This window comes from Ruegeria sp. BHSB064, assembly GCF_059613205.1.
The window spans coordinates 1-24953 of record NZ_JBXWSB010000066.1; the positions used below are offsets into that span (position 1 = coordinate 1).

The window sequence follows — 24953 nt, forward strand, 5'->3', positions numbered from 1 at the left end:
CTCGGAATGGCTGAAGGCGTAGACCCTGAGGTCATGCAAAGCAACCTTGAGGCCCGCTCGGGATCAACACCTGAAGCTGCGGCACAAAGACAGGCCATTCGCGAGGCGATTGCCTTCAAGAAATATGAGTTCGATGCGCATGGCGTCGAAATGAACCAACGCTACGACTCCTGTGCGATTGAAACGGATGGTCAACCCAATCCCGGTTTTGATCAGGATGCTGAACTGCACTACCAGCCGACAACTTGGCCCGGCGCGCGTATTCCACATGTGTGGGTGTTCGATCATGACACCGGGAACAAACATTCGACGCTGGATTTATGCGGTCGTGGAGAATTCACCGTGTTGACCGGAATTGGTGGCGAGGCTTGGGTAACTGCGGCCGAGGCCGTCTCGAAAGAGCTGGGCATGCCCATTCGCTGTCACATCATCGGTCCGCGCCAGACGTATGTTGACCACACCGGGGATTGGGCGCGCGCTTCCGAGATTTCAGATACGGGCTGTTTGTTGGTCCGTCCTGATCAACATGTGGCATGGCGCTCAGCCGAAATGGCTTCGGATGCCGAAGCCGAACTGCGCCGTGCTTTGACCACGGTGCTTTCGCGATGAGCCAATCCGGAGCAAACTTACACAAGTCAGGAGGCCAAAATGGACTCGCATGAGATGGGATACTTCACCGAGGAAAACTCGGCCGAGGTCGTCACGGCACGGAACAAAAATGCAGAAAGCGAACGGCTGAAGCAGGTGATGGATGTCATCACCCGTAAGCTCCATGAAGCCGTGAAGGAAATCGAACCAACGCAGCAGGAATGGTTCGAGGCGATCATGTTCCTGACCAAGGTTGGGCACATGTGCGACGACTGGCGGCAGGAGTATATTCTGTTGTCCGACGTTCTAGGCGTTTCGATGTTGGTCGATGCCGTGAATTCTCGTCGCCCAACTGGGGCCTCCGAGAACACCGTGCTGGGTCCCTTCCACGTAGGCGGCGCCCCGGAATACGAGATGGGACACAACATTTGTCTCGACCAAAAGGGTGAGGATATGGTGGTGCGGGGTCGTGTCACTGACGTAGACGGCAACCCGTTGGAAGGCGTCAAGATTGACGTCTGGCAGGCTAATGATGACGGCTTTTACGACGTTCAACAGAAGGGTATTCAGCCCGATTTCAACCTGCGCGGCGTCTTCACCACCGGAGCGGACGGCGCGTACTGGTTCAAAGCCGTCCGACCCAAGAATTACCCAATCCCGGATGACGGGCCGGTCGGCGATCTGTTGAAGCGTCTTGGTCGCCACCCGTACCGACCAGCGCACCTACACTACATCGTTTCCAAACCCGGCTACGACGACCTGACCACTCATATCTTCGATCCCGATGATCAATACATCAATTCGGATGCGGTATTTGGGGTCAAAGAAAGCCTGATCGCCGAATTCAACCGTGTCGATGATCCGGCACGATCTGCGAAAGTTGGCTTCGAGGGTCCTTATTGGGACGTCGAATTCGATTTCGTTCTTGCCCCCAAAGAGGCGTGACATGGCAGAGCCTTGTATCATTTGCGTCGCGATCACCGGGTCTTTACCAACCAAGGCAAACAACCCGGCTGTGCCCATAACCGTCGAGGAACAAGTCGAAAGCACACAGGCAGCTTTTGAGGCAGGGGCGACGATCTGCCATGCGCATGTTCGAAATGACGATGAGACACCGTCGAGCGATCCTGAAAAATTCGCGAGATTGAAAGAAGGGTTAGAGCAACACTGCCCCGGCATGATCATCCAGTTTTCGACAGGCGGGCGGTCCGGCGCGGGCAAGACGCGCGGCGGCATGTTGCCGCTGCGGCCTGACATGGCCTCATTGTCAGTGGGGTCAAACAACTTTCCCACGCGCGTGTATGAAAATCCACCTGATCTGGTCGATTGGCTGGCAGCCGAGATGGTGACTTATGACGTCAAACCAGAGATCGAAGCCTTCGACCTAAGCCATATCCTGAAAGCGGCCGAGATGCACAAGAAAGGGCAAATCAAGGATACGCCTTATGTGCAATTTGTGATGGGCGTCAAAAACGCAATGCCTGCTGATCGCGAAGTCTTTGACTTTTATGTGAAAACAGTCAATCGGGTGTTTCCGGGTGCGCCGTGGTGCGCTGCGGGCATTGGCGCGCAGCAACAGGTTCTTAACCACTGGGCAATTTCGTCTGGTGGCCATGCACGAACCGGCCTTGAAGATAACGTACGACTGGATCGCAATACGCTTGCACCTTCAAACGCAGCGCTTGTAACGCGCACCGCCGAAATCTGTGCCCAGTACGAGCGCCCGGTTGCGACAGCCAACCAGGCGCGTGAGATACTTGGGTTTTAAACCGGAACTAGCTGCCCAATGCAGCCACCACACGATCCGGTGTAAACGGCATGTGGCGCAAGCGCTTGCCTTGTGCGGCGTAGAACGCGTTAGCAATGGCCGCAGGCACCATCGGAGTGCCAACCTCGCCGACACCAACAGGCGGCGCATCGACCTCTGCGACGTAGATCTCGATTTCCGGCATCTGCGACGCGCGTGTGATCTCGTAGTCCCAGAAGTTGTTTTGCACGACCTCGCCGTTTTCGATGTCGATCTTTTCGGAAAGAGCCATTGAGATACCAAATACGATGCCACCTTCGATCTGATTGAGTGCGTTGTCCGGCGTAACGATCAGGCCCGCATCTATCGCGGCCCAGAAGTTGGTGATCTGGATCTCTCCGCTGTCCGCGTCGACTTCAACTTCCGCCACACCTGCGGCCATGGATGAGCTGTAGCCAGCGAAGGACAGACCTAAGTTTCGATCACCCCGATTGTGCCAATCGGACATTTCGGTCACCTTCTCAAGCAGGTGTCGCCCCCGCGGGTTTTCAGAAACAAGATCCAGCCGGAACTCCAACGGGTCCCGTCCGGCCTGTTCCGCCAGTTCATCCATGAAACACTCTGCCGCAAAGGCGGTATAGGACGCACCAATACCGCGATAAGGGGCCAGGCGCGCGTGCCTGTCCATGATCAAGTGATCAGCGCGGAAATCCTTGATCCCATAAAACTTGCTCTCCGCACCCCGCATTGAGATCACATCGTTCGGGTTCACCGCATCCCAGCGTAGCGGATTGAAAAAACCGATCACCGTCGGCGTAGCGACCTTGTGATACCACCCGTCCAGTTTTCCGTCCGCGGTCAGACCTGCCTCAAGCTTTTGGGCCGCAGCGGGGCGGAAAGTCCCCTGCTTTACGTCGTCTTCACGCGGCCAGATCACTTTGACAGGTCGACCAACGGCCTTGGAACACAGCACCGCATCGCGCACATAGTTCTGCATCAGGGCCGTACGTCGACCAAAGCCGCCGCCCATTGTCATCATGTTTAGACGAACGTTTTCGACAGGAATGCCCAGCACTTCGGACACCGTGCGCGCAGTCCACGATTGCGTTTGTGTGCCCGCCCAAACCTCGGCCCCCTGCCCGCCCGCATCCACGTTAGCAACAGCCGCCATCGGCTCAATCTGAGCGTGGTAGGCATAGTCCGACAGGTAAAGCTGCGAGAACTGCCGGTCAGCCTTGCCAATAGCAGAAGGGGCGTCTCCTTTCTCGGCCCAGGTTGCACCCGAAGCTTCAGGATCACTGACAGCGGCGGCGTATTCGGCGAGCGTCTCTTCGCTGTTTGAGGTCCGGAACGGTGAGGTGGTGGACCATTCGACCTCAAGCAAACCCCGTGCCCCCAAGGCAGACCACAGGCTTTCCGCGACGACGGCGACACCGTCGGGTACGGTCACGATATCGATGACGCCCGGTACCTCGCGTGCGGCCACGTCATTGATGGAAAGCGGTACCTCGTCCTCGACTGGTGCGCGCAGAACAGCAGCATAGGCCATATTGGGCACATCCACATCGATCGCGTATTCGGCCTGACCTGTGCTTTTGGCCGGAACGTCGCGACGCGGCAGATCTTGCCCGATAATCCGAAACGCGGATGGGTCTTTCAGAGGCACAGTTTCAGCGTCTGGTACCGTCACATCCCTTGAACCGAGCGCCGCAAGTTCACCATACCCTGCCTGTTGGCCATCCGGGCCCAAAACAACGCTTGGTTCGGTCCTGAGGCTGGCTTTGTCCACACTCCATTCACGCGCTGCGATTTGCAGCAACACGTCGCGGGCCTGCGCGCCTGCCTTACGCATCGGGTCAAAGTAGAACTGCGTTCCAGTGCTGCCCGCTGTATACAAAACACCGCCAAACAGCTGATTTCCAAAGCGCCGATCATCAGCGTTCAACTGTTCGATCTCAACGTCGTCCCATGCTGCATCCAATTCCTCAGCGAGGATCTGCGGCAGTGTGGAATAGCTGCTCTGTCCCATTTCAGTCGAAGGGAACACGATACGGATGCTTCCGTCGGACCGGATCGTCAACCAATGATTGACATCCAGCGTTCCACCTGCGGCCTCAGAGCGGACCGATGACAGCCCGCCCGCTCCAATGAAGAACGTAAGGCCAGCAGCACCTTGTAGAAACCCACGGCGGTTCACGGTCATGGTCATCTCAAACCTCCTGGGCTGCGCGTTCGATGGCTTTGAAAATGCGGTTGTAGGTTCCGCAGCGACAAAGGTTCGCGCTCATCTCATCGACGATTTCCTGTCGTGTCGGGGATGGATTGTCCGCCAGAAGTGCCACCGCGCGCATGATCTGGCCCGACTGGCAATAGCCGCATTGTGCGACCTCTTCAGTAATCCAAGCCTTTTGAACAGGGTGCGAGCCATCTTCGGACAACCCTTCGATCGTCGTGACCTGCGCGTCTTCCACATCGCTGATCGACATCTGACAAGCGAATGACGCCACACCATCCACATGCACAGTGCAGGCCCCACACATGGCAGCACCGCATCCGTATTTCGTGCCCTTCAGTTTGAGTGTGTCCCGAAGGACCAGCAGCAGCATTTCGTCGGGGGGGTTATCAACCTCTACGGGTCGGCCGTTCAATTCGAATTTGATCATTTGGAACCGTCCTTGTGATGCCTGATGTTGATGGGGTCGTGTGGAGTGGGTTTCGTCATGGCCTGACCATGGAGTGGTTTTGCCGGACCCCGGTGCCCGAAGGGAACACGGGCGTGACACGAACTTTCAATCCCGGCAGCAAAGCCGGATTTGGGTTCTCCAATTCCGCCCACACCCGGATTTTGCCGTTTTTGTCGTCCACCCAAACGGCCGAACCAGTTTGCGTGAATGGCTTTTGCAATACCGCGCCAGTTTCCGACACGAAGCGAAACTGGGCCAAATCCGAAGATGCGCCTGCACGCGCGTCATTCCCGCTCATCTCCGCGACCCAGTGGGCGTAAGGGATCTCGAAAACAACGCGCAGGCGGTCAATGTTCACGATCTGAAACAAGGGCGGGTCGCCAGAACTGAACTCGACCAGTGACCCCGGCCCGACCTGTGGATCTTCAACATGGCCAGAGATCGGCGCGCGTATGAGCGTGTCGTCATAATTCGTTTGCGCGATCTTCAACTCTGTTTCGGCCAACGCGGTTTCGGCCTCAGCTAATGCAAGGTTGGTTTCCGCTTCGAACAACGCGACTTCTGTTGCTGTTCCTCGCGTGGACAACTGAGCGGCGCGTTCCATTTTATCGCGCGCTTGATCCAGCAAAGCCTCGGCTTTGGCCAGCTCTGCAATCGCGGCATCAACCGCCAGTTTTTCCAGATCATTTCGCAGCTGCAGCAGTGGAGTGCCTGCCTCCACATAATCGCCTTGGGCGACAAGTACCTCTTCGACAATGCCTTCTGCGCGGCTGTAGACGTCCGACCGATCAACTGCTTCGATATGACCTTCAAACCCCAGGTCTCCAGCAGACGCGCAGTCAGGCCCGTGAAATCCGAACAAAGCTGCAAGAAGCATGACCGGCAAACCGCGCCATTTTGAGGTGGATGGGCACAGCATTTCAAACACTCTCATCATGGCGCAATCAGATGGCGGACGACGGGTCCGCTTTCTCTGGTGTCGAAAGCAGCGACGGTCTTTTGAACATCCTGATCCTGCCGTGACACCCGAGCGTGCTGAGCCAGATGTTCTTCCCAGGACGAAACCATGAAGGCCTCGACCCATAGCTCGGGGTCTTCGGCACTTTGGAAGACACGCCAATCATAGGCGCCATCGCGCCAGCGTTCGCCCGACCATTCCTGGATCGCGGACAGGAATGCGGCTTCGTCTCCGGGGCGGATGCGATACTCGACTTCGACCATGACCGGTCCGCGGGATCCCAAACCGTCTTCTTCCAAAGCAACTTGTGGCGCGGGCCAATGCATCGAGGGTGTCAGGTCCAGATCTTCCCCTTGTCCCAGCTGGCATTTGCGCGTTGCTATTAAGCCAACGATCAGACCGCTTGCTGCGATCAGCAGCGTTGCTGAAACAGAGGTCGCGGTGGCAACCTGCCCCCACAGTGCCGATCCGAACGCCATGGACCCGAAGAATACCATCAGGTTTACGGCCAACCCGCGCGCCCTGACCCAATTGGGCAGCGCGGTTTGTGCCGACACGTTGAATGTCGTCAGAACCGCGATCCAGCTAAAGCCACCGAGCAGCGCGGCGACATAGGTCATCGGCGGCGTTGATGCCGTTGCCAAAACTGCCATTGCGACCGCCGTACCAACAGTGCCCGCTGCGGCAGTGGTGCTGGCATCAAGCTGCGCCCGAAACTTTGGCAGGGTCAAAGCACCCGCAACAGCCCCAGTGCCGATCAAGGTCAGCAACAGACCATAAAGCGTGGCTCCACCACCTTCGATGGTCCGCACGACCAGCGGTAGCAGTGCCCAATAGGCCGAAGCAAAGATGAAGAAGGCGAAGGACCGGATCAGCGTTGCTTTCAGCGCTGCATTATGCGCGACATGCCGCATACCGGTCATCATCGCGTTGAAGACGGGCTGAGAAGTTTTTGAAACACCCCCTTCATGTTTCCACAGCAACAAAGCGCCGATGATCACAAGGTAGCTGACGGCGTTGACCGCAAACGGGGCCGCCAGACTGACCGATGCAATCAGAACGCCCGCCAAGGCAGGGCCAATAGCACGGCTGATGTTGATGCCCATTGAATTCAGCGCAATGGCTGGCTGCAGCGCATCGCGCGGCACCAGAGTTGGCACGATTGCTTGCCAGGCCGGAGCCATGAAGGCGGTGCCAGTTCCGATTGCCAATGTGAACAGGATCAGGAGCGTAGGTGTTACCAGTTCAAGCTGAACCAGCACAGTCAGAATCGAAACCAGCACCAGCAACACCACATTCACCGTGATCAGCAATTTGCGTTTATCAAGCCGATCCGCGAGCGTTCCGGCGTACAAGGCAAAAACAAAGACCGGAAGGGTTGTTGCGGCCTGCACCAGTGAAACCACCGCTGGGGATGAGTTGAGCGTTGTCATCAGCCAACCCGCACCCACATCGTGCATCCAGGTGCCGACGTTAGAGATGAGTGTCGCAACCCAAAGAAGCGCAAACGCGCGGTAGCCGAATGGTGCCCAAGCCGAGCCTGACACGGCAGGTGCAGACTTTGCTACACTACCACTGGATGACATCAGCCAACTCCTCGCGATTTCTTTCTGCGTAGGACCGCAGGAATGGGCACAGCGGGACGATGCGCTGACCCTTTTCGCGGGCATCCGCCACAAGCTGCGCTGCCAGTAAACGGGCCAAGCCACGGCCACGCAGCTCATCCGGGACAAACGTATGATCGGCGATGACAAGGCTGGGCGTGACCTTAGACAGTGTCAGTTCCGCCTCACTCACGATCCCGGACACCGAAGCGCCGTACCGAGCTTTTGTGTCGCTTTCGCTGTAGGTGATTTTTAGCTTTTGGTCGTCCAACATGGGAAATCTCCTGAGGTCTTGGGACACCTGCCGTTATTCAGCCGCAAGGCTGCCCGAACCCTGCGCCGACGCCCCCGGCGCACCAAAGATCGGCACAGGTGACCAATCGGGAAGCTCTGGCAAGGGGGCTGGCGCATGAGCTGCAAAACGAGCCTTGGCGTGCACGATCTTGCCGCCAGTTAGCGTCAGATCGGCCTCGATCTCGGTGATTTCGTCCTCGGCGATTGCGAAATAATCCCGGTCGAGCACGGCGATATCCGCCCATTGACCTGCTTTGATCTGACCCTTCTTGCCGTCTTCCCGGCTGAACCAAGCCCCTGCGGCTGTCCAATGACGCAGCGCATCGTGCCGATCCAAACGGTTCGCGGCGCTCCAGATAACGTCTCCACCGCGGCCCTTGCCCGATACGGCCCAGTGAATGGCCAGCCACGGATTATATGAAGACACCCGCGTGGCGTCCGTGCCAGCGGCAAGAGGCACACCAGATGCCATCATCTTTTTGACCGGCATAACCCCGCGCAGGGCGTCTTCGCCATAGCGATCACGATAGGCCGTGGTCTGAAAGGCGATGCGGTTTTGGTAGCTGATACCACCACCCAACCGGGCAACCCATTCCATGGTGGATTCCGAAATCGTCTCACCGTGATCGAAAATCCAGTTCAGCTCTTCCAGCCCTTTGTCGCGCCCGACCTCTTCAATAAGGCTCAGCAACCGATGGGCGCTTTCCTCGTAAGTACAATGGAAGCGGATCGGCCAGCGGTTTTCGAACAGAAACTCCAGTACTGGCCTGAGGTCTCCTTCCATCCGCTTGGGCAGATCGGGGCGTGGGTAGCTGAAATCCTCGAAATCATAGGCCGACGCGACCAGCATCTCGCCCGCTCCCACACATTTCAGGTAGTCGTCGCCTTCGTCTGGTTTGACGATGTCATTCCACTGTTTGAAGTCGTCCAGTTCGAACATCGGGCGCTGCGCAAATAGCTGATAGCCGATGCGCACGGTCTGTTCGCCGCGTTTGTTCAACTCGGTGATGACACCGTAGTCATCGGGATAGTTCAGGAAGCCACCCGCGCAATCCAAAGCCGAGGTCAATCCAAGGCCATTCAGCGCCTTGAAATAGTGCTTGGTCGAGGTGACCTGCTGCTCGAAATCCAGCTTGGGTGCCATGTCTAACAGCGCATAAAGCGGCTGAGCATTGGGCCGCGCCATTGCCAACCCGGTCGGGTTGCCCTGATTGTCCCGCTCAAGACGGCCCGAGACAAAGGGTTCGTAGAAATGCTTGTCGATGCCAATCGCGCGAAGGGCAGCTTTGTTCAGCCACGCGCGATCATACAGGTGCAACACGTAGACAGGCACGTCCGGCGCAACCGCATTGATCTCATCAATCGTTGGCAGCCGCTTTTCGGCGAATTGGTCAACCGACCAGCCGCCTACGACACGGATCCATTGACCCGCAGGTGTACGCTCCGCCTGAGCCTTCAGCATACGCAGACCATCGGCAAGCGACGGAACGTGGTCCCAGCGCAGCTCCATCGCGAAGTTATTGCCTTGCCGAATGATATGCGTGTGGCTGTCGATCAGACCGGGGATCACACGTTGGCCACCCAGATCGATTGTCTCGGTCTCGGGGCCCGCAAGCCCGAGTGTCTCCTTGTCTATACCAACAGCCGTGATCTGATCCCCCGATATGGCCACAGCTGTAGCTTCGGGCATGTCGGCATCCATTGTCGTGATCTTGCCGTTGAAGAGTATCTTGTCTGGAGCGACCATAGTTTGAATCCTTTGGCAAAGCGGGACTTGTCGGTGCCCGTCGGACGGGCACAGAAGAGAAAGGTCTGAAAAATCGCCCGCTCGGTTTCACGGGGAGGGATGAAAGGACCGAGCGAGCGTTGCGCGGCAGATTATTCTGCGGCGACCTTGCCGGCAGGCACCGCGTCCAGCGTCGGGCCGGCGTGGCGGGTGCGCGATGGGGCCTTGTGGACCATTGTATAGGCGTAATCCACGCCCATGCCGTAGGCACCGGAGTGTTCGCGCACCAGGTCCATGACAGCATCGTATGTGTCGCGCCGTGCCCAATCTCGCTGCCATTCCAGCAGAACCTGCTGCCAGGTCACAGGGATGACTCCGGCCTGAACCATCCGGTCCATTGCGTATTTGTGGGCATCAACCGACGTACCCCCCGACGCGTCCGCAACCATGTAGATTTCATAATCCGTATCGGCCATGCAGCTCAGCGCGAAGGTGATATTGCAGACCTCAGTCCACAATCCCGAGACCACGATTTTCTTGCGGCCTTCAACTGCCCCGCGTGCCAGCGCATCGCGGACTTTCTGGTCGTCCCAAGAGTTCATGGACGTGCGCTCAAGCAAAGGTGCCTGCGGATCAACGTCCAGAAGTTCAGGATAGGTGTGCCCCGAAAAGCTGTCTGTTTCGACCGTGGTGATGGTTGTGGGCACGTCAAAGATCTTGGCGGCTTTGGCCAGGGCAACGGTGTTGTTTTTCAGCGTCTGACGATCGATCGACTGCACACCGAACGCCATCTGCGGCTGATGGTCGATGAAGATGATCTGGCTGTTCTCTGGGGTCAGGACATCAAGTTTGGACATTGTTCGTTCCTTGGTTGAGGTTGGATGGGGTCAAAGGGTTTCGGTTTTGCTGGGTTCTGTGATTTGGTCCGTCTTCGTCACGGCGAAAGACTTCAGATGCAGGGCCTGCGACACGGCGTCGGAATGGCCCCTGATCCATTGCACGGCAGCTTCTCCGGCAAGCATGCCCAAGAGGCCCAAAAGGGCGATGATCGGCGGGGCCGGACTGCGGACTGCGATCAGGCCGTAGATGACCCCAATCCCTAGGCCCGCTGCGAGCGAAATAAGGTAGGGTTGCCAAGTCACTTTGGGCCTCCTTGGAATTTGGATGCGATTGCTTTGACGACTGAGTTTTCTGGACGTGCAGGCCCCATGTTGGTTCGGTGCTGAAAACGACGGCACGAGGCTGTTTGAAGGCTGTCCAGCCCTCCGTCCAGTGCACGTCCTTGCAAGGCCTTTTGGTAAATCGTGATCATTTCACTCAGTTCCAGGTTCTGTTGTGTAACGATGTGGGGCGTAGTTTGAACTCGACAAAGCAGAAGTTCTGCGGGTATGCATTAGCTGGGCTAAACTATAAATTTGAGCTGCCATGCCACTGACCCGATTGCCATCCTTGCTGAGTTTGCGCGCCTTTGAGGCGGCGGCCCGGCGCGGATCGATCAAGGAAGCAGCCTATGAACTTTCGGTCACGCCGGGCGCGGTCAGCCAGCAGATAAAGGCGCTGGAAGCCGACCTTGGAGTGCCTTTGTTTGTGCGAAAGACCCGCGCGATCCATCTGACACCTGAAGGACAGCGCTTGCAGCCAACGATCAGCGAAGCGTTTCTGCAAATCCGCCAAGTGGTCGACGAGGTCCGACCCAAGAAAGCGCCCAAACTTCGTATAAGCTCCAGCAATGCGCTGATCAGTAAGTGGCTTTTGCCCAGGCTTCACAAGTTTACAAAGGACCACCCTGACGTTCAGGTTCACATCGAGTCCGAAAACCCCTCGGACCACAAAACCCACGCCACGGCCGATATCGAGATCCGATATGCAAGCGAAGCGCCGTCGGACCGGTATGCGCAGTTGCTCCACCGTGAGCTGATGCTGGTGGTCGCCAGCCCGGCAGTGCTGAACACATTTGGTATACGGTCTCCGGCCGACATTAACGCCGCCCAGGTTTTGTACGACACAACGCCGATGCTGGCCGGATCGGTTCCCAGCTGGGTTCTTTGGAGCCAACACGCTGGTCTCCCGAATGCGGTAGACCCTTCCAAAGCCATGCGGTTCGAAAGACCACCGGGCGGTCAGATTGTCGACGCCGCGATCGCAGGCGCGGGTGTAGCGCTGTGTGGATCGCTGCTGGTTTACTCGGCACTTTCTGACGGTCGGCTGATCTGCCCATTCGGTCCTGTAGTAGAGACCGGGTTCAACTATTTCATTTGTTGCCACCCGGGGCGCGAGCGTGAAGAGCATATCCATGAGTTCATGTCCTGGGCGCGCAAAGAAGCCGCCGTGTTGTCTACGTTGAATGCGCTGCTTGATCATTCAGCCGAGGCTGACATCCCCGTTGAAGTGGGCCGCTAGGGCCGTCAGCTCGGAGTTGCGCAATTCGTGCCCGCCTTCATGAATGTCGGATGTGACCACGGCACCATTCTCGGACAACCATTTGATCAGGCGTTCCGACATCGGCAGCGGTGTGATCGGATCGCGCCGGCCCGCCGTCACCAGAACCTTCCGCCCCTTTAGCTGCGGATTTACTTCGGGTTCCCACGTCACCATCGGATGCAAGAGCCCGACCGCTTCGAAAAGGTCCGGACGTTTTAGAAAGACGGACGCCAGCATATTCGCCCCGTTCGAATAGCCGAAACCATAGACGGGGTGGCCGGGATACTCTGAGCAATGGGCTTCGATGAACGCAATCATCTTTTCGGTCGCGCGCGCAAGGTCCTCCATGTCATAAACCCCTTCTGCGGCGCGGCGGAAAAACCGCGCCGCGCCCATCTCAGAGACATCACCGCGCGGTGAAACCACTCCACCTCCGGCAACAAGCTCGCCAGCCAGTTCGAAAAGCTGATGCTCGTCCCCTCCTGTGCCGTGAAAGGCAAAAACCAGCGGACGGGCAGCTTGCGGCGCCCGCACCAGCGCCTGATAGAGATCTTTAGACATCTCAACCTCCGTCATCATGGTTCAAGTGAGGGCAGAAGACTTTCGATCTTGCTGCGATGTGGCTCGTAACGTGTGGGCAGCTTAAGCGCCTCGCCCAGATGGGCCGTATCTTCGTCACGGTCAAAACCGGGCTCGTTCGTGGCAATCTCAAACAGCACACCGCCGGGCGTGCGGAAGTAGATCGCCCAGAAATAGTCGCGGTCGATGACCGGAGTCACCTGATAGCCTGTATCCAGCAAGGCCTGCCGAACGCGCAGTTGCGCGGCACGGTCCTCAACTGCAAAGGCAATGTGGTGTACAGACCCCGCGCCCTGACCAGCGGTTGGCGTACCTGAAGGCAGTTGCTGCAGGTCGATTGTGTCTGCGGCATTGCCCCCTTCGATCACGTACCTTGTAGCGGTGCCTTCCGTTTCAGCTTTCTGATATCCCATAAAGCTGAGAAGTTCGCCTGTCGCATCGACATCCTTAAGCGAGAACCGGGCGCCCCGAAACCCAAGGATCCCAGCCTCATCGGGAACGCCGCCCTGGGTCCAGGCCGACCGGCCACGATGGTCTGACTCGACCAACGCAAAACTGTCGCCATCAGGGCCGTCAAAGGACAGACGCTTTTCTCCAAACGCTGTGTGTTCGGTCAGCCCGGTCACTCCTTTGGATGCAAGGTGTTCTTGCCAGAACCTGAGAGCGCCCTTGGGGGTCGCAAATTCAGTGACACCAACTTCTCCGGCACCTCTGCTTCCTTTGGGCATCTGACCAAAAGGAAAGTAGGTCATGACGGAACCCGGCGTACCAACCTCATCCCCGTAGTACAGGTGGTAAACTTCGGGCGCATCGAAATTGACCGTTTTCTTTACACGGCGCAGGCCGAGAGTGTTGGTGAAGAAAGCGTTATTGGTGCTGGCGTTAGCAGCCATCGACGTGACGTGGTGCAGCCCCTTGATATCTTTGATCATGTTGCTCTCCTTGGCGAGTGTTCAACTTGCTTCAAAGATGGCGTGAATATTGTTTAAGTTAATAGACATGATTGTAGGTTTATTATTGACAAAAATGAAATTATAAATTGGAGATGATCGAGCTCAAACCCATCCGCGTTCTGCGCGCTGTATCCGACTTGAAAAGCTTCTCGCTGGCCGCCCGGGAACTGAACATCGCACCCGCGTCCGTGACGCGGATCATCGCGCAGCTTGAGAAAGACTTGGGCACACAGCTTCTGGTACGCACGACACGACAAGTCTCGCTCACCAGCGCCGGAGCAACTGTACTTGCCCGCTATCGACCGCTGTTGGAAGGGTTTGAAGACGTTACCCGCAGTCTTCTGCGGGCCAATCAACCCGACAAGGGCCACTTAAGACTGACCGCACCTGTTTCACTCGGCGTCACCTTGCTACCGCAAGTGATCTCGGGGTTTCGGCTGGCCTATCCGAATATTTCGGTCGAGATCAATTTTACCGATACCCTGCTCGATGTGATCGAGGAAAATTGCGACCTTGCAGTGCGCGTCTCTGGCCCACCGACGGACAAATCAACAATCTGGCGCAAACTGTGCGAAGTCCCCCGGCACATGATTGCCGCTCCATCGCTGTTTGAACGCATTCCAGAGCCCGGTCATCCGCATGATCTGAATCCGGAGGTGCTGATGTCATATAGCGCTCAAGGCAGCGCTGAAACCTGGGAACTCTCGCATCCTGGCGGCAACAGGGTGGTGCAGGCAGGGGGGAAAATTATCTCCAACAATGGTGATTTCCTTTATGCTCTTGCGGTTGCCGGGGACGGTATTTGTGTGCTGCCGGACTTCATCACCGGCAATGGGATAAAAACCGGGGAAGTTAAACGGGTCATGCCAGACTGGACCGTTACGTCCCTATGGCTCACACTCTATTACCCCCCGTACGAACAACTTCCGCCAATCGTCAGCACGTTTGCCGATTACTTTGAAACGTTTGTGCAAGAGCATCCGAACCTGGATACGAAACCCTAAGTCCATTCAGGGCCAGCGCGGATCAAATCGAGCGGGACAAATATTGCATTGCTGAGGAAATGGATCACAGCATCTGAAGCTATCGGCGCTACGCGCAAACAAGCGATCATCTAGATCGTAAAACACTCCAGGTAAGACAGAGGCGTAATCGCCCGCTAAAAAAAAGACAAGCGGGCTGAGAGCCACGGTGGCAAGGCTCATTAACGTGCAGATCAAGCAACGGGTTCTTCCGACATGACGTCTGCAAAGGACTTGAAGAACTTGGCCGCAAGTTTCTTCGCTGTACTCTGAATAAGACGGCTCCCAAGTTGCGCCAACTTGCCGCCGATCACGGCCTTGGCTTCGTAGCGCAGAATGGTCTGATTGCCATTTTCGGTCAAAGTTACGTCAGCGCCGCCTTTTGCATGGCCCGCTGCGCCACCATTGCCTTGGCCATCCAGTGAGAACGTCTCTGGCGCGCCGTCTGTTTTAAGGACCACATCTCCGCTGAATTTCGCTTTCACTGGCCCAACTTTGACAACTACTTTGGCTTCAAGTTCGGTGTCAGATTTCTTGATCAGCTCTTCGCACCCGGGGATACAGCGTTTGAGGATTTCGGGGTCGTTCAGCGCCGCGTAAACCACGTCTCGCGGGGCATCGATGATAATTTCGTCGGCCAGTTCCATGGCGGTTCCTTTCTTTGTTCAGCAACAGGGGTATTTGATCGTGGCAAGCACCTCAGCCTGATCTTTGGAGGGCTTGAAAACACGAGATAAGAAATTGAAAAATTTACGCATTTTGATTCCTTTCCACAGAATCCCTGCGCACGGTGACCAGTTCGGCCAGAATAGAGAGCGCGATTTCTTCAGGCGTGACAGCACCAATATCCAAACCAGCTGGGGCTGAGACGGTCGCGAGTGTGAGCTCGGGCACACCGGCTTCAGAAAGCTTTTTAGACAGGGCAGCGAACTTCTTCTTACTGCCTACAAAGGCGACATAGTTTGCATCGTAAGCAAGCGCGTCGCGCAAGGCGTCCAGATCGCCCTGCCCTTGCGTCGCCACGACGACCGCACTCATCTTTCCAACTGCATTCTCCCCATCCAAGGCACGTGTGATAGACCAGTGAAAATGTGGTGCGATCTGTGCCAAAGCCTCTGCGACCGGCGAGTTCCCGAGTACTGTCAACTCTGGCATGGGAAGACAGGGCTCAATAAAGATGTCGATGGTACCACGAGAGGGACAACCGTTGCGCGCATAGAATATGCCCTCCACCATTGCTCCGGCACTGACGCCGATATCGTTCAAAAAATCTTCCGGCGCGACCGACACGAGCTTGGGCGCACCGGTTTCGAGGGCTTCCAAGGTGGCTCGCCTTACAGCGCCACGGGTGCAGCCGCCGCCAAGAAACCCATGCAAGATAGTGCCATCCGCACCTATGATCGCCTTTGCGCCGGGTTTGGCCGCAGTGGTTCCCGCTGTGCGCACGATTGTGGCAAAGGCAAAAGGTTGTTCCTTGGCGCGCAGGGACAGGGCTGTTTCTGCCAGGTCTGATGAAAACAACTCAGCGGGGGTCATAGCGATACCAGCTCCTTCTCCAGCGCGGCAAGGTCCGCCAGCGTGTTGGCTGCGTAAAAGCGGTCCAAATGAGGCAATGCTGCCGTCATGCCCGCTGCGACGGGCGCATAATCGCGCCACCTTTTGAGAGGGTTCAGCCAAAGAATGCGGCAGCCGCGTTTGCGCAACTTGGTCAACGCAGCGTCGATGTGGTCAGGAGAAGAGGTGTCATAGCCGTCCGAGAGGATCATCACGACCGAACGCCCATCGACAAAACGGCGCGCGTAAGTGGCCGCGAAACGGTCCAGGCTTTCCCCGATTTTGGAGCCCCCGCCGAACCCATCCGCCATCAAGGACATCCGTCCGATGGCGCGCATCGCGTCCTTGTCGCGTAAAGCTTCGGTTATCCGCACAAGGTGTGTGTGAAACAGGTATGCGTCAGCGGTTGGATCACCACGCATCAGGCCGGCCAAAAAGGCCAGGAACACTTGCGCATATACAGTCATGGAGCCGGAAACATCGCATAGCGCTACGATTTTACGACTACGATCAGGGCGTTTGCGTTTGATGAGTCGGATGGGTTCGCCCCCAGTTGCCAGGCTGCGCCGGATTGTTTTGCGGAAATGCAGGCGGTCCCCTTTACGGGCCGCGATGCGGCGGCGGGAGCGGCGGTCGCGCAGCGCTTGTCCAAGGCGGCGGGCAACCTCTTCGGCCTCGGCAATCTCTTCTGCCCGTACCAGATCACGTAAGTCGCGCCGGGACAGGTTGCGCATCTCGGTGGCGATCAGCTTGCCGTCGCCATCGCTTTCGGCATCTCCGTCACCTCCGTCCGGCGCTGTCGCTTCGCCAGCGCCTCCAACGTCTTCTCCTTTGGCATTTCGTGACGAATGTACGCTGTCATCACCCTTGGTAGGGGCCGACATTTTCGGCATGACCTTTGTTCGCACGCGTCCGGCATCCATCCAGAAACTGTCGAACAACAAACCAAACCTCTGCGCGTCGTCCTTGCATCCCGTGCAGACCGCCTTGAGGGCACAACGCGCCTCTGCAGGGTTGGCTGCCTCAACATAGGTCAAGGCCGTCAAAGCCGCTTCGGTTTCCTGCACGCCAAGGCGCAGGCCATTCTCGCGCAAATGGGCCAGGAACCCCGCCATGCGCGCGGTGGCGCCGGGATCGCGGCCAGCAAATCGGGTTACGCGGGTCATGCGGCCTTCCCCGCAATGCGTTGTGCGACTTCGGTGGTGATATGTGCGCGATCGCTCTGAGTTTTCAAAAGTGTCGTGAGTGTGGCTTGGAGGTCCGCCGGGTTTTCCGTTAGATCGGCAATCCCTAACCCCATGAGCGCGGCGGCAAAATCCAGTGTCTCCGCGATTCCGGGCACTTTCTCCAGCTCTTCCTTGCGCAGCGCCTGGACGAACCCGATCACTTGATCGGCCAGCAGCGCTTCAATCCCAGCACAACGGGCCTTTAGGATCGCGAGTTCCGTCGTCTTATCGGGATAATCGACGTAAGCGAAAAGGCAGCGACGCCTTAGCGCGTCCGACAACTCGCGGGTGCCGTTCGAGGTCAGTATAACTGTTGGCACGGTGGTGGCTTTGATGGTGCCAAGTTCCGGCACGGTGATTTGGTAATCGGCGAGAATCTCGAGCAGGAAGGCTTCGAACTCTTCGTCCGCGCGGTCAATTTCATCGATCAGCAAAACCGGAGAAACATCTTGCGTGATCGCCGACAGCAAGGGGCGCTCCAACAAATACTCGCGCGAGAATATCCGATCCTCGACCGCCTTGCCGGTCTCGCCTGCTTCAGAGGACGCACGGATCGCCAGCAGTTGCCGTTGGTAATTCCACTCATAGATTGCCTGAGAGGCGTCCAAACCTTCATAGCATTGCAGACGGATCAATTGCGTGTTCTGGGCCGCGGCCAGTACTCGGGCAACCTCGGTTTTTCCCACGCCCGCTGCACCTTCCAGCAGTAAAGGGCGGTGCAATGACAAAGCCAAATGCAGCGACACCGCCAGATCGTCTGACGCGACGTAGTTCTGTTCTGCAAGTGCAGATTGGAGATCGGTCCAGGTCATCAGAGCCTCAAGTGGTTTAAAAGGCGCGCGCCGCCATCCCTGCTGCGCGCGCCAGAAGCTTAGCCGTGAAGGCCCAGTTCGTTTGCTGTCTTCCAGATCCGCCAGTGATCGTGCGGCATATGTGTGTGACGCAGGCCAAAGGCACGGAAGGCATCATTCACCGCGTTGGAGAAACAGGGCACGCCGCCCACATGGGGGCTTTCACCGACACCCTTGGCACCTATTGGGTGGTGCGGGCTGGGGGTAACCGTGTGATCGGTCTCGTAATTCGGCACTTCCCACGCGGTCGGCAGGAAGAAGTCCATCAGCGTGCCGGTCTTGACGTTGCCCATCTCGTCATAGGCGATCTCTTGCCCCAGAGCGACGGCCAGCGCCTCGGTCAGACCACCGTGCACCTGGCCCTCGATGATCATCGGATTTATGCGGGTGCCACAGTCATCCAGCGCATAGAAGCGGCGAATGTCGGTCACACCGGTGTCCACATCGATGTCCATCACGCAGACATAGGCGCCAAAGGGATAGGTCATGTTCGGCGGGTCATAGTAGCTGACCGCTTCCAGACCCGGCTCGATACCCGGAATGGCCTGATTGTAGGCGGCAAAGGCGATTTCCTTCATCGTCTTAAACTTTTCAGGCGCGCCTTTGACCACGAAACGATCCACGTCGAATTCGACATCATCGTCGTGCACTTCCAGCAGGTAGGCCGCGATCATCTGAGCCTTTGCGCGGATCTTACGTCCTGCCATCGCGGTCGCGGCACCGGCTACCGGCGTCGAGCGTGAGCCGTATGTTCCAAGACCGTAGGGCGCAGTATCCGTATCACCCTCTTCGATGGTAATACTGTCTGCCGGCAGACCGATCTCGGTTGCGAGGATTTGCGCAAAGGTCGTGGCATGGCCCTGGCCTTGCGAGATGGTGCCAAGGCGCGCGATCGCTGAGCCGGTTGGGTGGATGCGGATTTCACAGCTGTCGAACATGCCAAGGCCGAGGATATCGCAGTTCTTGACGGGTCCAGCACCGACGATTTCGGTGAAATGCGTCAGGCCGATACCCATCAGCTTTCGGGTTTTGCCCGCCTTGAAGTCCTCGACCCGTTGAGCTTGTTCTGCACGCAGCCCTTCATAATCGACAGCCTTTAGCGCCTTATCCCAAGCAGTGTGATAGTCGCCCGAGTCATACTCCCACCCAAGCGCGGACTGATAGGGGAACTGCTCTTTCTTGATGAAGTTGATCCGGCGCAGTTCAGCCGCGTCCATGTCCAGCTCTATCGCCAGAACCTCGATCATGCGTTCGATGAAATAGGCGGCTTCGGTTACACGGAAAGAGCAGCGATAGCTGACCCCGCCCGGCGCCTTGTTGGTGTAGACGCCGTCCACTGCCAAATACGCGGTCGGGATGTCGTATGACCCGGTGCAGATGTTCATAAACCCAGCCGGGAACTTGGTCGGGTCGGCACAAGCATCAAAACCGCCGTGGTCTGCTGTCGTGTGGCACCAAAGACCGGTGATCTTACCCTCTTTGGTGGCGCTGATCTTACCTTTCATCCAGTAGTCACGGGCAAAGGCGGTGGTCATCAGGTTTTCCATACGGTCCTCGACCCATTTCACCGGAACGCCGGTGACAATCGATGCCACGACCGAGCACACATAACCGGGGTAGGCCCCAACCTTATTGCCAAAGCCGCCGCCAATGTCGGGCGAGATCACGCGGATGTTGTGCTCTTCAATGCCCGAGATCAGGCTAACCACGGTGCGGATAGCGTGAGGCGCCTGGAACGTGCCATGCAGCGTGAGCTTGCCGTTGACCTTATCCATTGAGGCCACGCAGCCACAGGTTTCGAGCGGGCATGGGTGCGTGCGATGGTAATACACCATCTCTTCAGCGACCACGTCAGCTTCCCCCATTACCTGCTCGGTCGCATCCTTTTCGCCGACTTCCCACGTAAAGATGTGGTTGGGGTGTTTGCGGGGGCCGTGGGCCCCGTCTGGAATCGCTCCACCTTCGCCCATCAGGTCTTCGCGAAGAACCACGTCGGATTCCAATGCTGCGTAGGGATCGGTCAAAACGGGGAGTTCTTCATACTCCACTTCGACCAGCTCCACCGCATCAGCTGCAATATAACGGTCCTTTGCCACCACAAATGCCACTTCCTGACCTTGGAAGAGCACTTTGCCGTCAGCCAATACCATCTGTTTGTCGCCCGCCAGCGTCGGCATCCAGTGCAGACCAAGGGGCGCGAGGTCTTCGGCCGTCAGCACGGCAATCACGCCGTCCAGCGCCAACGCGGCCTCGGCATTGATCGACACGATTTTGGCGTGGGCATAGGGCGAACGCACAAAATCACCATGAAGCATGCCAGGCAGTTTGATGTCGTCGACATAATTGCCTTTGCCTTGGGTGAACCTGGCATCTTCAACGCGTTTACGTTTGCAACCCATTCCTCCAAGCGCGTCGGCGCGTTCTTCGCGGGTCAGTTCCTTGTTCATTGTGCCGCCTCCTTCGCAGAGTTCATCTCGGCCGCGGCGGCGAGGATAGATTTGACGATGTTCTGATACCCGGTACAGCGGCAGAGGTTACCCGCCATGCCAAAGCGCACCTCTTCCTCAGTTGGATTCGGGTTTTCTTCCAAAAGCTTGGATGCGCGGGTGATCATACCCGGTGTACAGAAGCCGCATTGAAGCCCGTGGTGTTCTTTGAACGCTTCCTGCAACACGTGCAGGCTGTCTGGGTTACCAAGCCCTTCGATCGTGGTGATTTCGGCCCCGTCAGCCTGCGCGACGAACACGGTACAGGACTTTACCGATTTGCCGTTCATGGTCACGGTGCAAGCGCCGCAATGCGAGGTCTCGCAGCCAATGTGCGGACCGGTCTTGCGCAGCCGTTCGCGCAGGGTGTGGATCAGCAGTTCGCGCGGTTCTGCCAGGAACTCCTGCTCCTCGCCATTCACGGTTAGAGTGAAATGTTTCTTCTTTGACATGATCTCTCTCCTCAGGCTCTGGCCCAGGCGTTTTCGATCGCACGGCGCAGGATAATCGCCGCTGCGTGACGTTTGAATTCGATGGGACCGCGGTTGTCCTGTGTGGGGTCGATGTCGCCCAACATGGCGTCCACGGCCGCTTTGATTGCCGCATCATCCACAGACGTGCCGACAAGCGCAGCACCAGCATCTTCAGAATGAACTGGCGTGTCGCTCAGATTGGTCATCGCGATGGAAGCCGAGGTGCAAACCCCAGCTTCTTTAGTCAAAAGGACCGCAGTAGCCGCGGTGGCGTAGTCGCCGATTTTGCGCTTTTGCTTTTCATAGGCGTAACCGCCCTTTGGCGCATCGAACTCCACCGCTGTCAGGATCTCTTCATCCTCACGATCAGTCATATAGGCCGCTTCGTAGAAATCGCGGGCCGCAACTTTGCGTTCACCATCCGGCCCAACCAAGGTGAAGGTCGCGTCCAGGCACTGCATCAAACCCGGCATGTCATTGCCTGGGTCGCCGTTGGCAACATTGCCGCCAACCGTGCCCATGTAGCGCACTTGCGGGTCAGCGATCTGCAATGAAGCCTCGCGCATGATCGGCGCAGCCAACGCCAATTGAGCGTTGTCGATGATATCATGTTGCGTTGTCATCGCGCCGATGCGGATGCTATCCCCCTCAATGGAGATACCGCTCAAACCCTTCACATCCTGCAAGTCGATCAGATGTGGCACTTCGGCCATGCGAAGCTTCATCATGGGTATCAGACTGTGCCCCCCTGCGAGCACGCGTGCGTCATCCCCATGCTCCACTAAAACGGACAGAGCTTCCCCCAAATCCTTTGGTCTATAGTATTCAAAGGCAGCTGGAATCATTGCCTCTCCTCCCTGCAGCAACTGTTCTGGCTGTTAGAAAGGCTCGCGCGAGATGGGGTGATTGACCCGGGAAAACACTTTGTTTTCGCTAGTTTTGCACGAAATGCGCCTCAGGACGCACGAGTTGCGCCGCCGGAGTTGCCACGCGTTACCCGAAGGCGGTCAGTGCTGCTTTCAGGTTCGAACGGCTAACCGGCACCGGGGGAAGATCGGCCTCACCAAAGGTGCATTGTCCCTTGTCTTTTGTCCGTTCAAACCGTGAGACCTTGTTGGGATTCACGATATAGCTGCGATGCACGCGCAAGAAACCAATTGGCTCCAGCCGTTTGACCGCTTCAGTGATCGGCCAGACGCAAAAATACTTTTCTGTGCGCGTGTAGACCTGTGTGTAGTGACCATCTGCCCTGACAAACACAACGTCTGGCGCGGCAATAAAGACCTTGCCTCCGTCTCTTTCACAAGGGATGCGAATGGGCGGGGTCTGGTCTGGTAGACTTACGTCTTGGACCGCGTCCGTCATCGGGACATCTGTGGCTTGCCTAGGCACAAGATAAGTTGTGCCGACCCACAAAAATGCGCCGAAGATAACAAAGCTCGACAAGATCACCCCAACGGCCATGACTTCGTTGCTGATGACGGGCCCAAATTCTCGGATGTTTTGCAAGGCCACAAAATTGGTTCCCGCCATGGCCAGGAAATGCACTGAAAAGACAGCTACGCCGAAACACAATGTGCCGATCGCGATGGTCCTGTTGGAACGCTCATTATACGCAATGCCGATCGCGAGAATGCAAAGGACAATAGCCAATACCGACGACCCGAGCACACCCTGCAGGGTATAGACGGGTTTGCAAAGCTGCATGCCTGCCATTCCGACATAGTGCATCGCCAAGATGCCGGCGCCTACGATTGCTCCGGCAGCTATGATGATCCCTTTGGAACGCTCAGTGAAATGCAACAGCACAAGCGCCAAGGCTACCATAAGGATCGCAATTAGCGCGGATGCGAGCGTGATTGCTGCGTCATAATAAAATAAGATGGGCAGCTTCAGGCCAAGCATAGCAACGAAGTGCATCGACCATATCCCGCCACCCAAAGCAACGGCACCCAAAGCGATGGCCAACCTGCGTTGTGACAGCGATTTTTCGGACAAATCCCTCGTCAAAGACAATCCCGTGGCGCCAGCAACAAGCGCTACAACGAACGATGTCACCACCAACCAAGGGTTATGTCCGAAGTCCAGAAATTCCATAGGCCGGACAATGCCGCAGCGGATTTCTTATTTCAATCTTTGCCTGTTCCCGGCAACGGCTCATTTGGCAGAACCTAAACGCTTAAGCGGACGTTGCCATACAGGGCACGCGTCTATCTCATTTGTTGCTCTTTGGGCGGGACAGCTTTGGTATGAGCTGTTGACAACTTTGGACCCGAACCACTTCTGCAGTGCGGCCGTAGGTCTGGTCTGGATCACAGACACCCTCTCGTGAGCGCGACCCTCTCTGACGAAATCGCTGACAGACAGTTTCACCAAGTCGCGTCCGCGAAGCTTGCCATCAATCGCCACGTTGAACAGGGTGAGATCGTGCAGATTCCTGCCCAATTCGAGCCGTGCGCGGATTGCCAACACGTGTTTCGGCAACAGTGGCCTTTTCTGGTCGACGATCCGGCCCTTGTTCCAGGCTCTTCGTTTTGGGGTGACAGCGGGAAGTTGATCTTTTGGGATATTGAGCCCTCCAATCCCCTAGGCAAAGCCCAAACATCAGCGCCACGCTGACAACCGAACACTACTGTTGGTTTGAATGGTCTTTGTCCGAGTGCTTGGTGTCCCGTAAGCGCTGTGAGGGTATTGGGCTGGTCTGAGCCCAAATTGGACGTTCCGATGCCAGGAAAAACCAGGCACCGCTCAGCGCAGTTCAATAAATCTGGTCTGAGCTAACGACACCAACAGCGCTATGTTGGCAAGGCCATCATACTTCTCAAAATGCCTTAATTTTAAGCGCTTTGCCTGAAGGCTCCGGACAACCGAACTCAAATAACTTGAATATTCTGAGTTGATCGTGAGACTTATGGTATGAGTGAGTATTTTGATGAAATGATCAACGGCGATGGATCGCTCAGAGGTCCGTATGAAGAAATTGGCCGTTGGTTCAACGCTGAAGACGCAGCTCGGTTAAGGGCCAAACAGCGCGAGGCCGAAGAAGTTTTCAGGCTGACGGGCATTACTTTTAACGTATATGGCAAAGCCGAGGCCGAGGAACGTCTGATCCCGTTTGATATCGTACCACGAGTCATTTCCGCGCGGGAATGGCAGCGGTTGGAACGCGGTATCGAGCAGCGGGTGCGGGCAATCAACGCATTTTTACATGACATTTATCATCGTCAGGAAATTGTCCGGGCCGGGCGCGTGCCGGCTGAGATGATTGCCGGTAACGAAGCGTTCCTGCCGCAGATGCTTGGTGTCTCACCGCCCGGACAGGTTTATACGCACATTGTAGGTGTTGATCTGGTGCGAACCGGACCAGACGAATTTTTCGTTCTGGAAGACAATGCCCGAACACCATCCGGGGTCAGCTATATGCTGGAGAACCGGGAAACGATGCTAAAGATGTTCCCCGAACTTTTCAGCGCGACCAATGTTCGGAATGTTTCTGACTACCCCCGCAATCTGAGACGGTCTCTTGCGGCCTGTGCGCCAGCTTGCGCAGACGGAGAGCCCACTGTCGCGGTGTTAACCCCCGGCATCTATAACTCAGCCTATTACGAACATGCGTTTCTCGCTGATCAAATGGCCGTGGAATTGGTCGAAGGTCACGATCTTCGGGTTGTCGACGGACGCGTCTGCATGCGCACCACCAGAGGCTATAAACCTATCGACGTGCTTTATCGCCGGGTTGATGATGACTTCTTGGATCCATTGAATTTCAACCCTGACAGCGCATTAG

At 57.0% G+C, this 24953-nt stretch carries 24 protein-coding genes and 1 pseudogene; 6 read left to right on the top strand and 19 right to left on the bottom strand.

What is annotated here, in order from left to right:
* The 3 genes from AC2FNU_RS15290 to AC2FNU_RS15300 form a co-directional block, all read left to right on the top strand.
* Positions 1–609, top strand: a 609-nt coding sequence (locus tag AC2FNU_RS15290) for an aromatic-ring hydroxylase C-terminal domain-containing protein (protein ID WP_496790094.1), incomplete at its 5' end; no start/stop codon positions are given.
* A gap of 39 nt (positions 610–648) precedes the next feature.
* Positions 649–1533 carry an intradiol ring-cleavage dioxygenase gene (locus tag AC2FNU_RS15295; RefSeq protein ID WP_496790099.1) on the top strand — a complete coding sequence of 295 codons (885 nt, stop codon included), beginning with the start codon at positions 649–651 and terminating at the stop codon, positions 1531–1533.
* Position 1534: 1 nt separating this feature from the next.
* Positions 1535–2356: a 3-oxoadipate:acetyl-CoA acetyltransferase gene (locus AC2FNU_RS15300; RefSeq protein ID WP_496790104.1), complete on the top strand. Its 822-nt coding sequence runs from the start codon at positions 1535–1537 to the stop codon at positions 2354–2356.
* Positions 2357–2363: 7 nt separating this feature from the next.
* Here the strand turns inward: AC2FNU_RS15300 and AC2FNU_RS15305 are convergent, their stop codons facing one another.
* The 8 genes from AC2FNU_RS15305 to AC2FNU_RS15340 all read right to left on the bottom strand — a co-directional run bounded on the left by AC2FNU_RS15305 (position 2364) and on the right by AC2FNU_RS15340 (position 10743).
* Positions 2364–4544: a xanthine dehydrogenase family protein molybdopterin-binding subunit gene (locus AC2FNU_RS15305; protein WP_496790109.1), complete on the bottom strand. Its 2181-nt coding sequence runs from the start codon at positions 4542–4544 to the stop codon at positions 2364–2366.
* A gap of 1 nt (position 4545) precedes the next feature.
* On the bottom strand, positions 4546–4998 hold the full coding sequence (locus AC2FNU_RS15310) for a (2Fe-2S)-binding protein (RefSeq protein WP_496790114.1): 453 nt from the start codon (positions 4996–4998) through the stop codon (positions 4546–4548).
* A gap of 55 nt (positions 4999–5053) precedes the next feature.
* Positions 5054–5938 carry an efflux RND transporter periplasmic adaptor subunit gene (locus AC2FNU_RS15315; RefSeq protein WP_496790117.1) on the bottom strand — a complete coding sequence of 295 codons (885 nt, stop codon included), beginning with the start codon at positions 5936–5938 and terminating at the stop codon, positions 5054–5056.
* A gap of 14 nt (positions 5939–5952) precedes the next feature.
* Complete coding sequence (locus tag AC2FNU_RS15320) at positions 5953–7563, bottom strand: MFS transporter (RefSeq protein ID WP_496790121.1); 1611 nt, start codon at positions 7561–7563, stop codon at positions 5953–5955.
* Positions 7547–7855, bottom strand: a complete 309-nt coding sequence (locus tag AC2FNU_RS15325) for a GNAT family N-acetyltransferase (protein ID WP_496790124.1) — start codon at positions 7853–7855, stop codon at positions 7547–7549. Before AC2FNU_RS15325 ends, AC2FNU_RS15320 begins: the two co-directional genes overlap by 17 nt.
* Before the next feature lie 33 nt (positions 7856–7888).
* Entirely contained in the window at positions 7889–9622 is a 1734-nt protein-coding gene (locus tag AC2FNU_RS15330; protein WP_496790127.1) for an amidohydrolase, read from the bottom strand.
* Positions 9623–9753: 131 nt separating this feature from the next.
* Complete coding sequence (locus AC2FNU_RS15335) at positions 9754–10458, bottom strand: hydrolase (RefSeq protein WP_496790129.1); 705 nt, start codon at positions 10456–10458, stop codon at positions 9754–9756.
* 30 nt (positions 10459–10488) lie between these two features.
* Positions 10489–10743 (bottom strand): DUF1427 family protein, encoded by a 255-nt coding sequence (locus AC2FNU_RS15340; RefSeq protein WP_496790133.1) that lies wholly within the window; start codon positions 10741–10743, stop codon positions 10489–10491.
* A gap of 283 nt (positions 10744–11026) precedes the next feature.
* On the opposite strand from AC2FNU_RS15340, the gene AC2FNU_RS15345 reads away from it, so the two are divergent.
* Entirely contained in the window at positions 11027–12001 is a 975-nt protein-coding gene (locus AC2FNU_RS15345; protein WP_496790137.1) for a LysR family transcriptional regulator, read from the top strand.
* Here the strand turns inward: AC2FNU_RS15345 and AC2FNU_RS15350 are convergent.
* Both AC2FNU_RS15350 and AC2FNU_RS15355 read right to left on the bottom strand, forming a co-directional pair.
* The gene (locus AC2FNU_RS15350; RefSeq protein ID WP_496790142.1) at positions 11963–12583 is read right to left on the bottom strand and encodes an alpha/beta hydrolase; all 621 of its coding nucleotides are present in this window, start codon (positions 12581–12583) and stop codon (positions 11963–11965) included. The two genes, AC2FNU_RS15345 and AC2FNU_RS15350, sit on opposite strands and share 39 nt — an antisense overlap.
* Before the next feature lie 14 nt (positions 12584–12597).
* Positions 12598–13533: a VOC family protein gene (locus AC2FNU_RS15355; RefSeq protein WP_496790145.1), complete on the bottom strand. Its 936-nt coding sequence runs from the start codon at positions 13531–13533 to the stop codon at positions 12598–12600.
* Between the two features lie 113 nt (positions 13534–13646).
* On the opposite strand from AC2FNU_RS15355, the gene AC2FNU_RS15360 reads away from it, so the two are divergent.
* The gene (locus AC2FNU_RS15360) at positions 13647–14558 is read left to right on the top strand and encodes a LysR family transcriptional regulator (RefSeq protein ID WP_496790148.1); all 912 of its coding nucleotides are present in this window, start codon (positions 13647–13649) and stop codon (positions 14556–14558) included.
* 212 nt (positions 14559–14770) lie between these two features.
* Here the strand turns inward: AC2FNU_RS15360 and AC2FNU_RS15365 are convergent, their stop codons facing one another.
* The 9 genes and pseudogenes from AC2FNU_RS15365 to AC2FNU_RS15405 all read right to left on the bottom strand — a co-directional run.
* On the bottom strand, positions 14771–15223 hold the full coding sequence (locus AC2FNU_RS15365) for an SRPBCC family protein (protein ID WP_496790151.1): 453 nt from the start codon (positions 15221–15223) through the stop codon (positions 14771–14773).
* Between the two features lie 103 nt (positions 15224–15326).
* Complete coding sequence (locus AC2FNU_RS15370) at positions 15327–16112, bottom strand: XdhC family protein (RefSeq protein WP_496790153.1); 786 nt, start codon at positions 16110–16112, stop codon at positions 15327–15329.
* On the bottom strand, positions 16109–17296 hold the full coding sequence (locus tag AC2FNU_RS15375) for a vWA domain-containing protein (RefSeq protein ID WP_496790156.1): 1188 nt from the start codon (positions 17294–17296) through the stop codon (positions 16109–16111). Before AC2FNU_RS15375 ends, AC2FNU_RS15370 begins: the two co-directional genes overlap by 4 nt.
* Positions 17293–18168: an AAA family ATPase gene (locus AC2FNU_RS15380; protein WP_496790161.1), complete on the bottom strand. Its 876-nt coding sequence runs from the start codon at positions 18166–18168 to the stop codon at positions 17293–17295. The genes AC2FNU_RS15375 and AC2FNU_RS15380 overlap by 4 nt, the downstream gene beginning before the upstream one ends.
* A gap of 59 nt (positions 18169–18227) precedes the next feature.
* Positions 18228–20654, bottom strand: a complete 2427-nt coding sequence (locus AC2FNU_RS15385) for an aerobic carbon-monoxide dehydrogenase large subunit (RefSeq protein WP_496790165.1) — start codon at positions 20652–20654, stop codon at positions 18228–18230.
* The gene (locus tag AC2FNU_RS15390) at positions 20651–21145 is read right to left on the bottom strand and encodes a (2Fe-2S)-binding protein (RefSeq protein WP_152457016.1); all 495 of its coding nucleotides are present in this window, start codon (positions 21143–21145) and stop codon (positions 20651–20653) included. The genes AC2FNU_RS15385 and AC2FNU_RS15390 overlap by 4 nt, the downstream gene beginning before the upstream one ends.
* Before the next feature lie 11 nt (positions 21146–21156).
* On the bottom strand, positions 21157–22011 hold the full coding sequence (locus AC2FNU_RS15395; protein ID WP_496790171.1) for an FAD binding domain-containing protein: 855 nt from the start codon (positions 22009–22011) through the stop codon (positions 21157–21159).
* A gap of 148 nt (positions 22012–22159) precedes the next feature.
* Positions 22160–23263: an MHYT domain-containing protein gene (locus AC2FNU_RS15400; RefSeq protein ID WP_496790173.1), complete on the bottom strand. Its 1104-nt coding sequence runs from the start codon at positions 23261–23263 to the stop codon at positions 22160–22162.
* Positions 23264–23469: 206 nt separating this feature from the next.
* A pseudogene (locus tag AC2FNU_RS15405) lies at positions 23470–23734 on the bottom strand (integrase); the annotation flags it as partial.
* A gap of 348 nt (positions 23735–24082) precedes the next feature.
* Here AC2FNU_RS15405 and AC2FNU_RS15410 point away from each other — a divergent pair.
* The coding region (locus AC2FNU_RS15410) for a circularly permuted type 2 ATP-grasp protein (protein ID WP_496790175.1) at positions 24083–24953 on the top strand (871 nt) is incomplete at its 3' end.

Coding starts and splice junctions, on each gene's coding strand:
- AC2FNU_RS15330 (WP_496790127.1), bottom strand. CDS start 9,622: ATGGTCGCTCCAGACAAGATACTCTTCAACGGCAAGATCACGACAATG.
- AC2FNU_RS15350 (WP_496790142.1), bottom strand. CDS start 12,583: ATGTCTAAAGATCTCTATCAGGCGCTGGTGCGGGCGCCGCAAGCTGCC.
- AC2FNU_RS15390 (WP_152457016.1), bottom strand. CDS start 21,145: ATGTCAAAGAAGAAACATTTCACTCTAACCGTGAATGGCGAGGAGCAG.
- AC2FNU_RS15395 (WP_496790171.1), bottom strand. CDS start 22,011: ATGATTCCAGCTGCCTTTGAATACTATAGACCAAAGGATTTGGGGGAA.
- AC2FNU_RS15310 (WP_496790114.1), bottom strand. CDS start 4,998: ATGATCAAATTCGAATTGAACGGCCGACCCGTAGAGGTTGATAACCCC.
- AC2FNU_RS15355 (WP_496790145.1), bottom strand. CDS start 13,533: ATGATCAAAGATATCAAGGGGCTGCACCACGTCACGTCGATGGCTGCT.
- AC2FNU_RS15325 (WP_496790124.1), bottom strand. CDS start 7,855: ATGTTGGACGACCAAAAGCTAAAAATCACCTACAGCGAAAGCGACACA.
- AC2FNU_RS15335 (WP_496790129.1), bottom strand. CDS start 10,458: ATGTCCAAACTTGATGTCCTGACCCCAGAGAACAGCCAGATCATCTTC.
- AC2FNU_RS15375 (WP_496790156.1), bottom strand. CDS start 17,296: ATGACCCGCGTAACCCGATTTGCTGGCCGCGATCCCGGCGCCACCGCG.
- AC2FNU_RS15300 (WP_496790104.1), top strand. CDS start 1,535: ATGGCAGAGCCTTGTATCATTTGCGTCGCGATCACCGGGTCTTTACCA.
- AC2FNU_RS15305 (WP_496790109.1), bottom strand. CDS start 4,544: ATGACCATGACCGTGAACCGCCGTGGGTTTCTACAAGGTGCTGCTGGC.
- AC2FNU_RS15370 (WP_496790153.1), bottom strand. CDS start 16,112: ATGACCCCCGCTGAGTTGTTTTCATCAGACCTGGCAGAAACAGCCCTG.
- AC2FNU_RS15315 (WP_496790117.1), bottom strand. CDS start 5,938: ATGCTGTGCCCATCCACCTCAAAATGGCGCGGTTTGCCGGTCATGCTT.
- AC2FNU_RS15360 (WP_496790148.1), top strand. CDS start 13,647: ATGATCGAGCTCAAACCCATCCGCGTTCTGCGCGCTGTATCCGACTTG.
- AC2FNU_RS15400 (WP_496790173.1), bottom strand. CDS start 23,263: ATGGAATTTCTGGACTTCGGACATAACCCTTGGTTGGTGGTGACATCG.
- AC2FNU_RS15320 (WP_496790121.1), bottom strand. CDS start 7,563: ATGTCATCCAGTGGTAGTGTAGCAAAGTCTGCACCTGCCGTGTCAGGC.
- AC2FNU_RS15345 (WP_496790137.1), top strand. CDS start 11,027: ATGCCACTGACCCGATTGCCATCCTTGCTGAGTTTGCGCGCCTTTGAG.
- AC2FNU_RS15385 (WP_496790165.1), bottom strand. CDS start 20,654: ATGAACAAGGAACTGACCCGCGAAGAACGCGCCGACGCGCTTGGAGGA.
- AC2FNU_RS15295 (WP_496790099.1), top strand. CDS start 649: ATGGACTCGCATGAGATGGGATACTTCACCGAGGAAAACTCGGCCGAG.
- AC2FNU_RS15365 (WP_496790151.1), bottom strand. CDS start 15,223: ATGGAACTGGCCGACGAAATTATCATCGATGCCCCGCGAGACGTGGTT.
- AC2FNU_RS15380 (WP_496790161.1), bottom strand. CDS start 18,168: ATGACCTGGACCGATCTCCAATCTGCACTTGCAGAACAGAACTACGTC.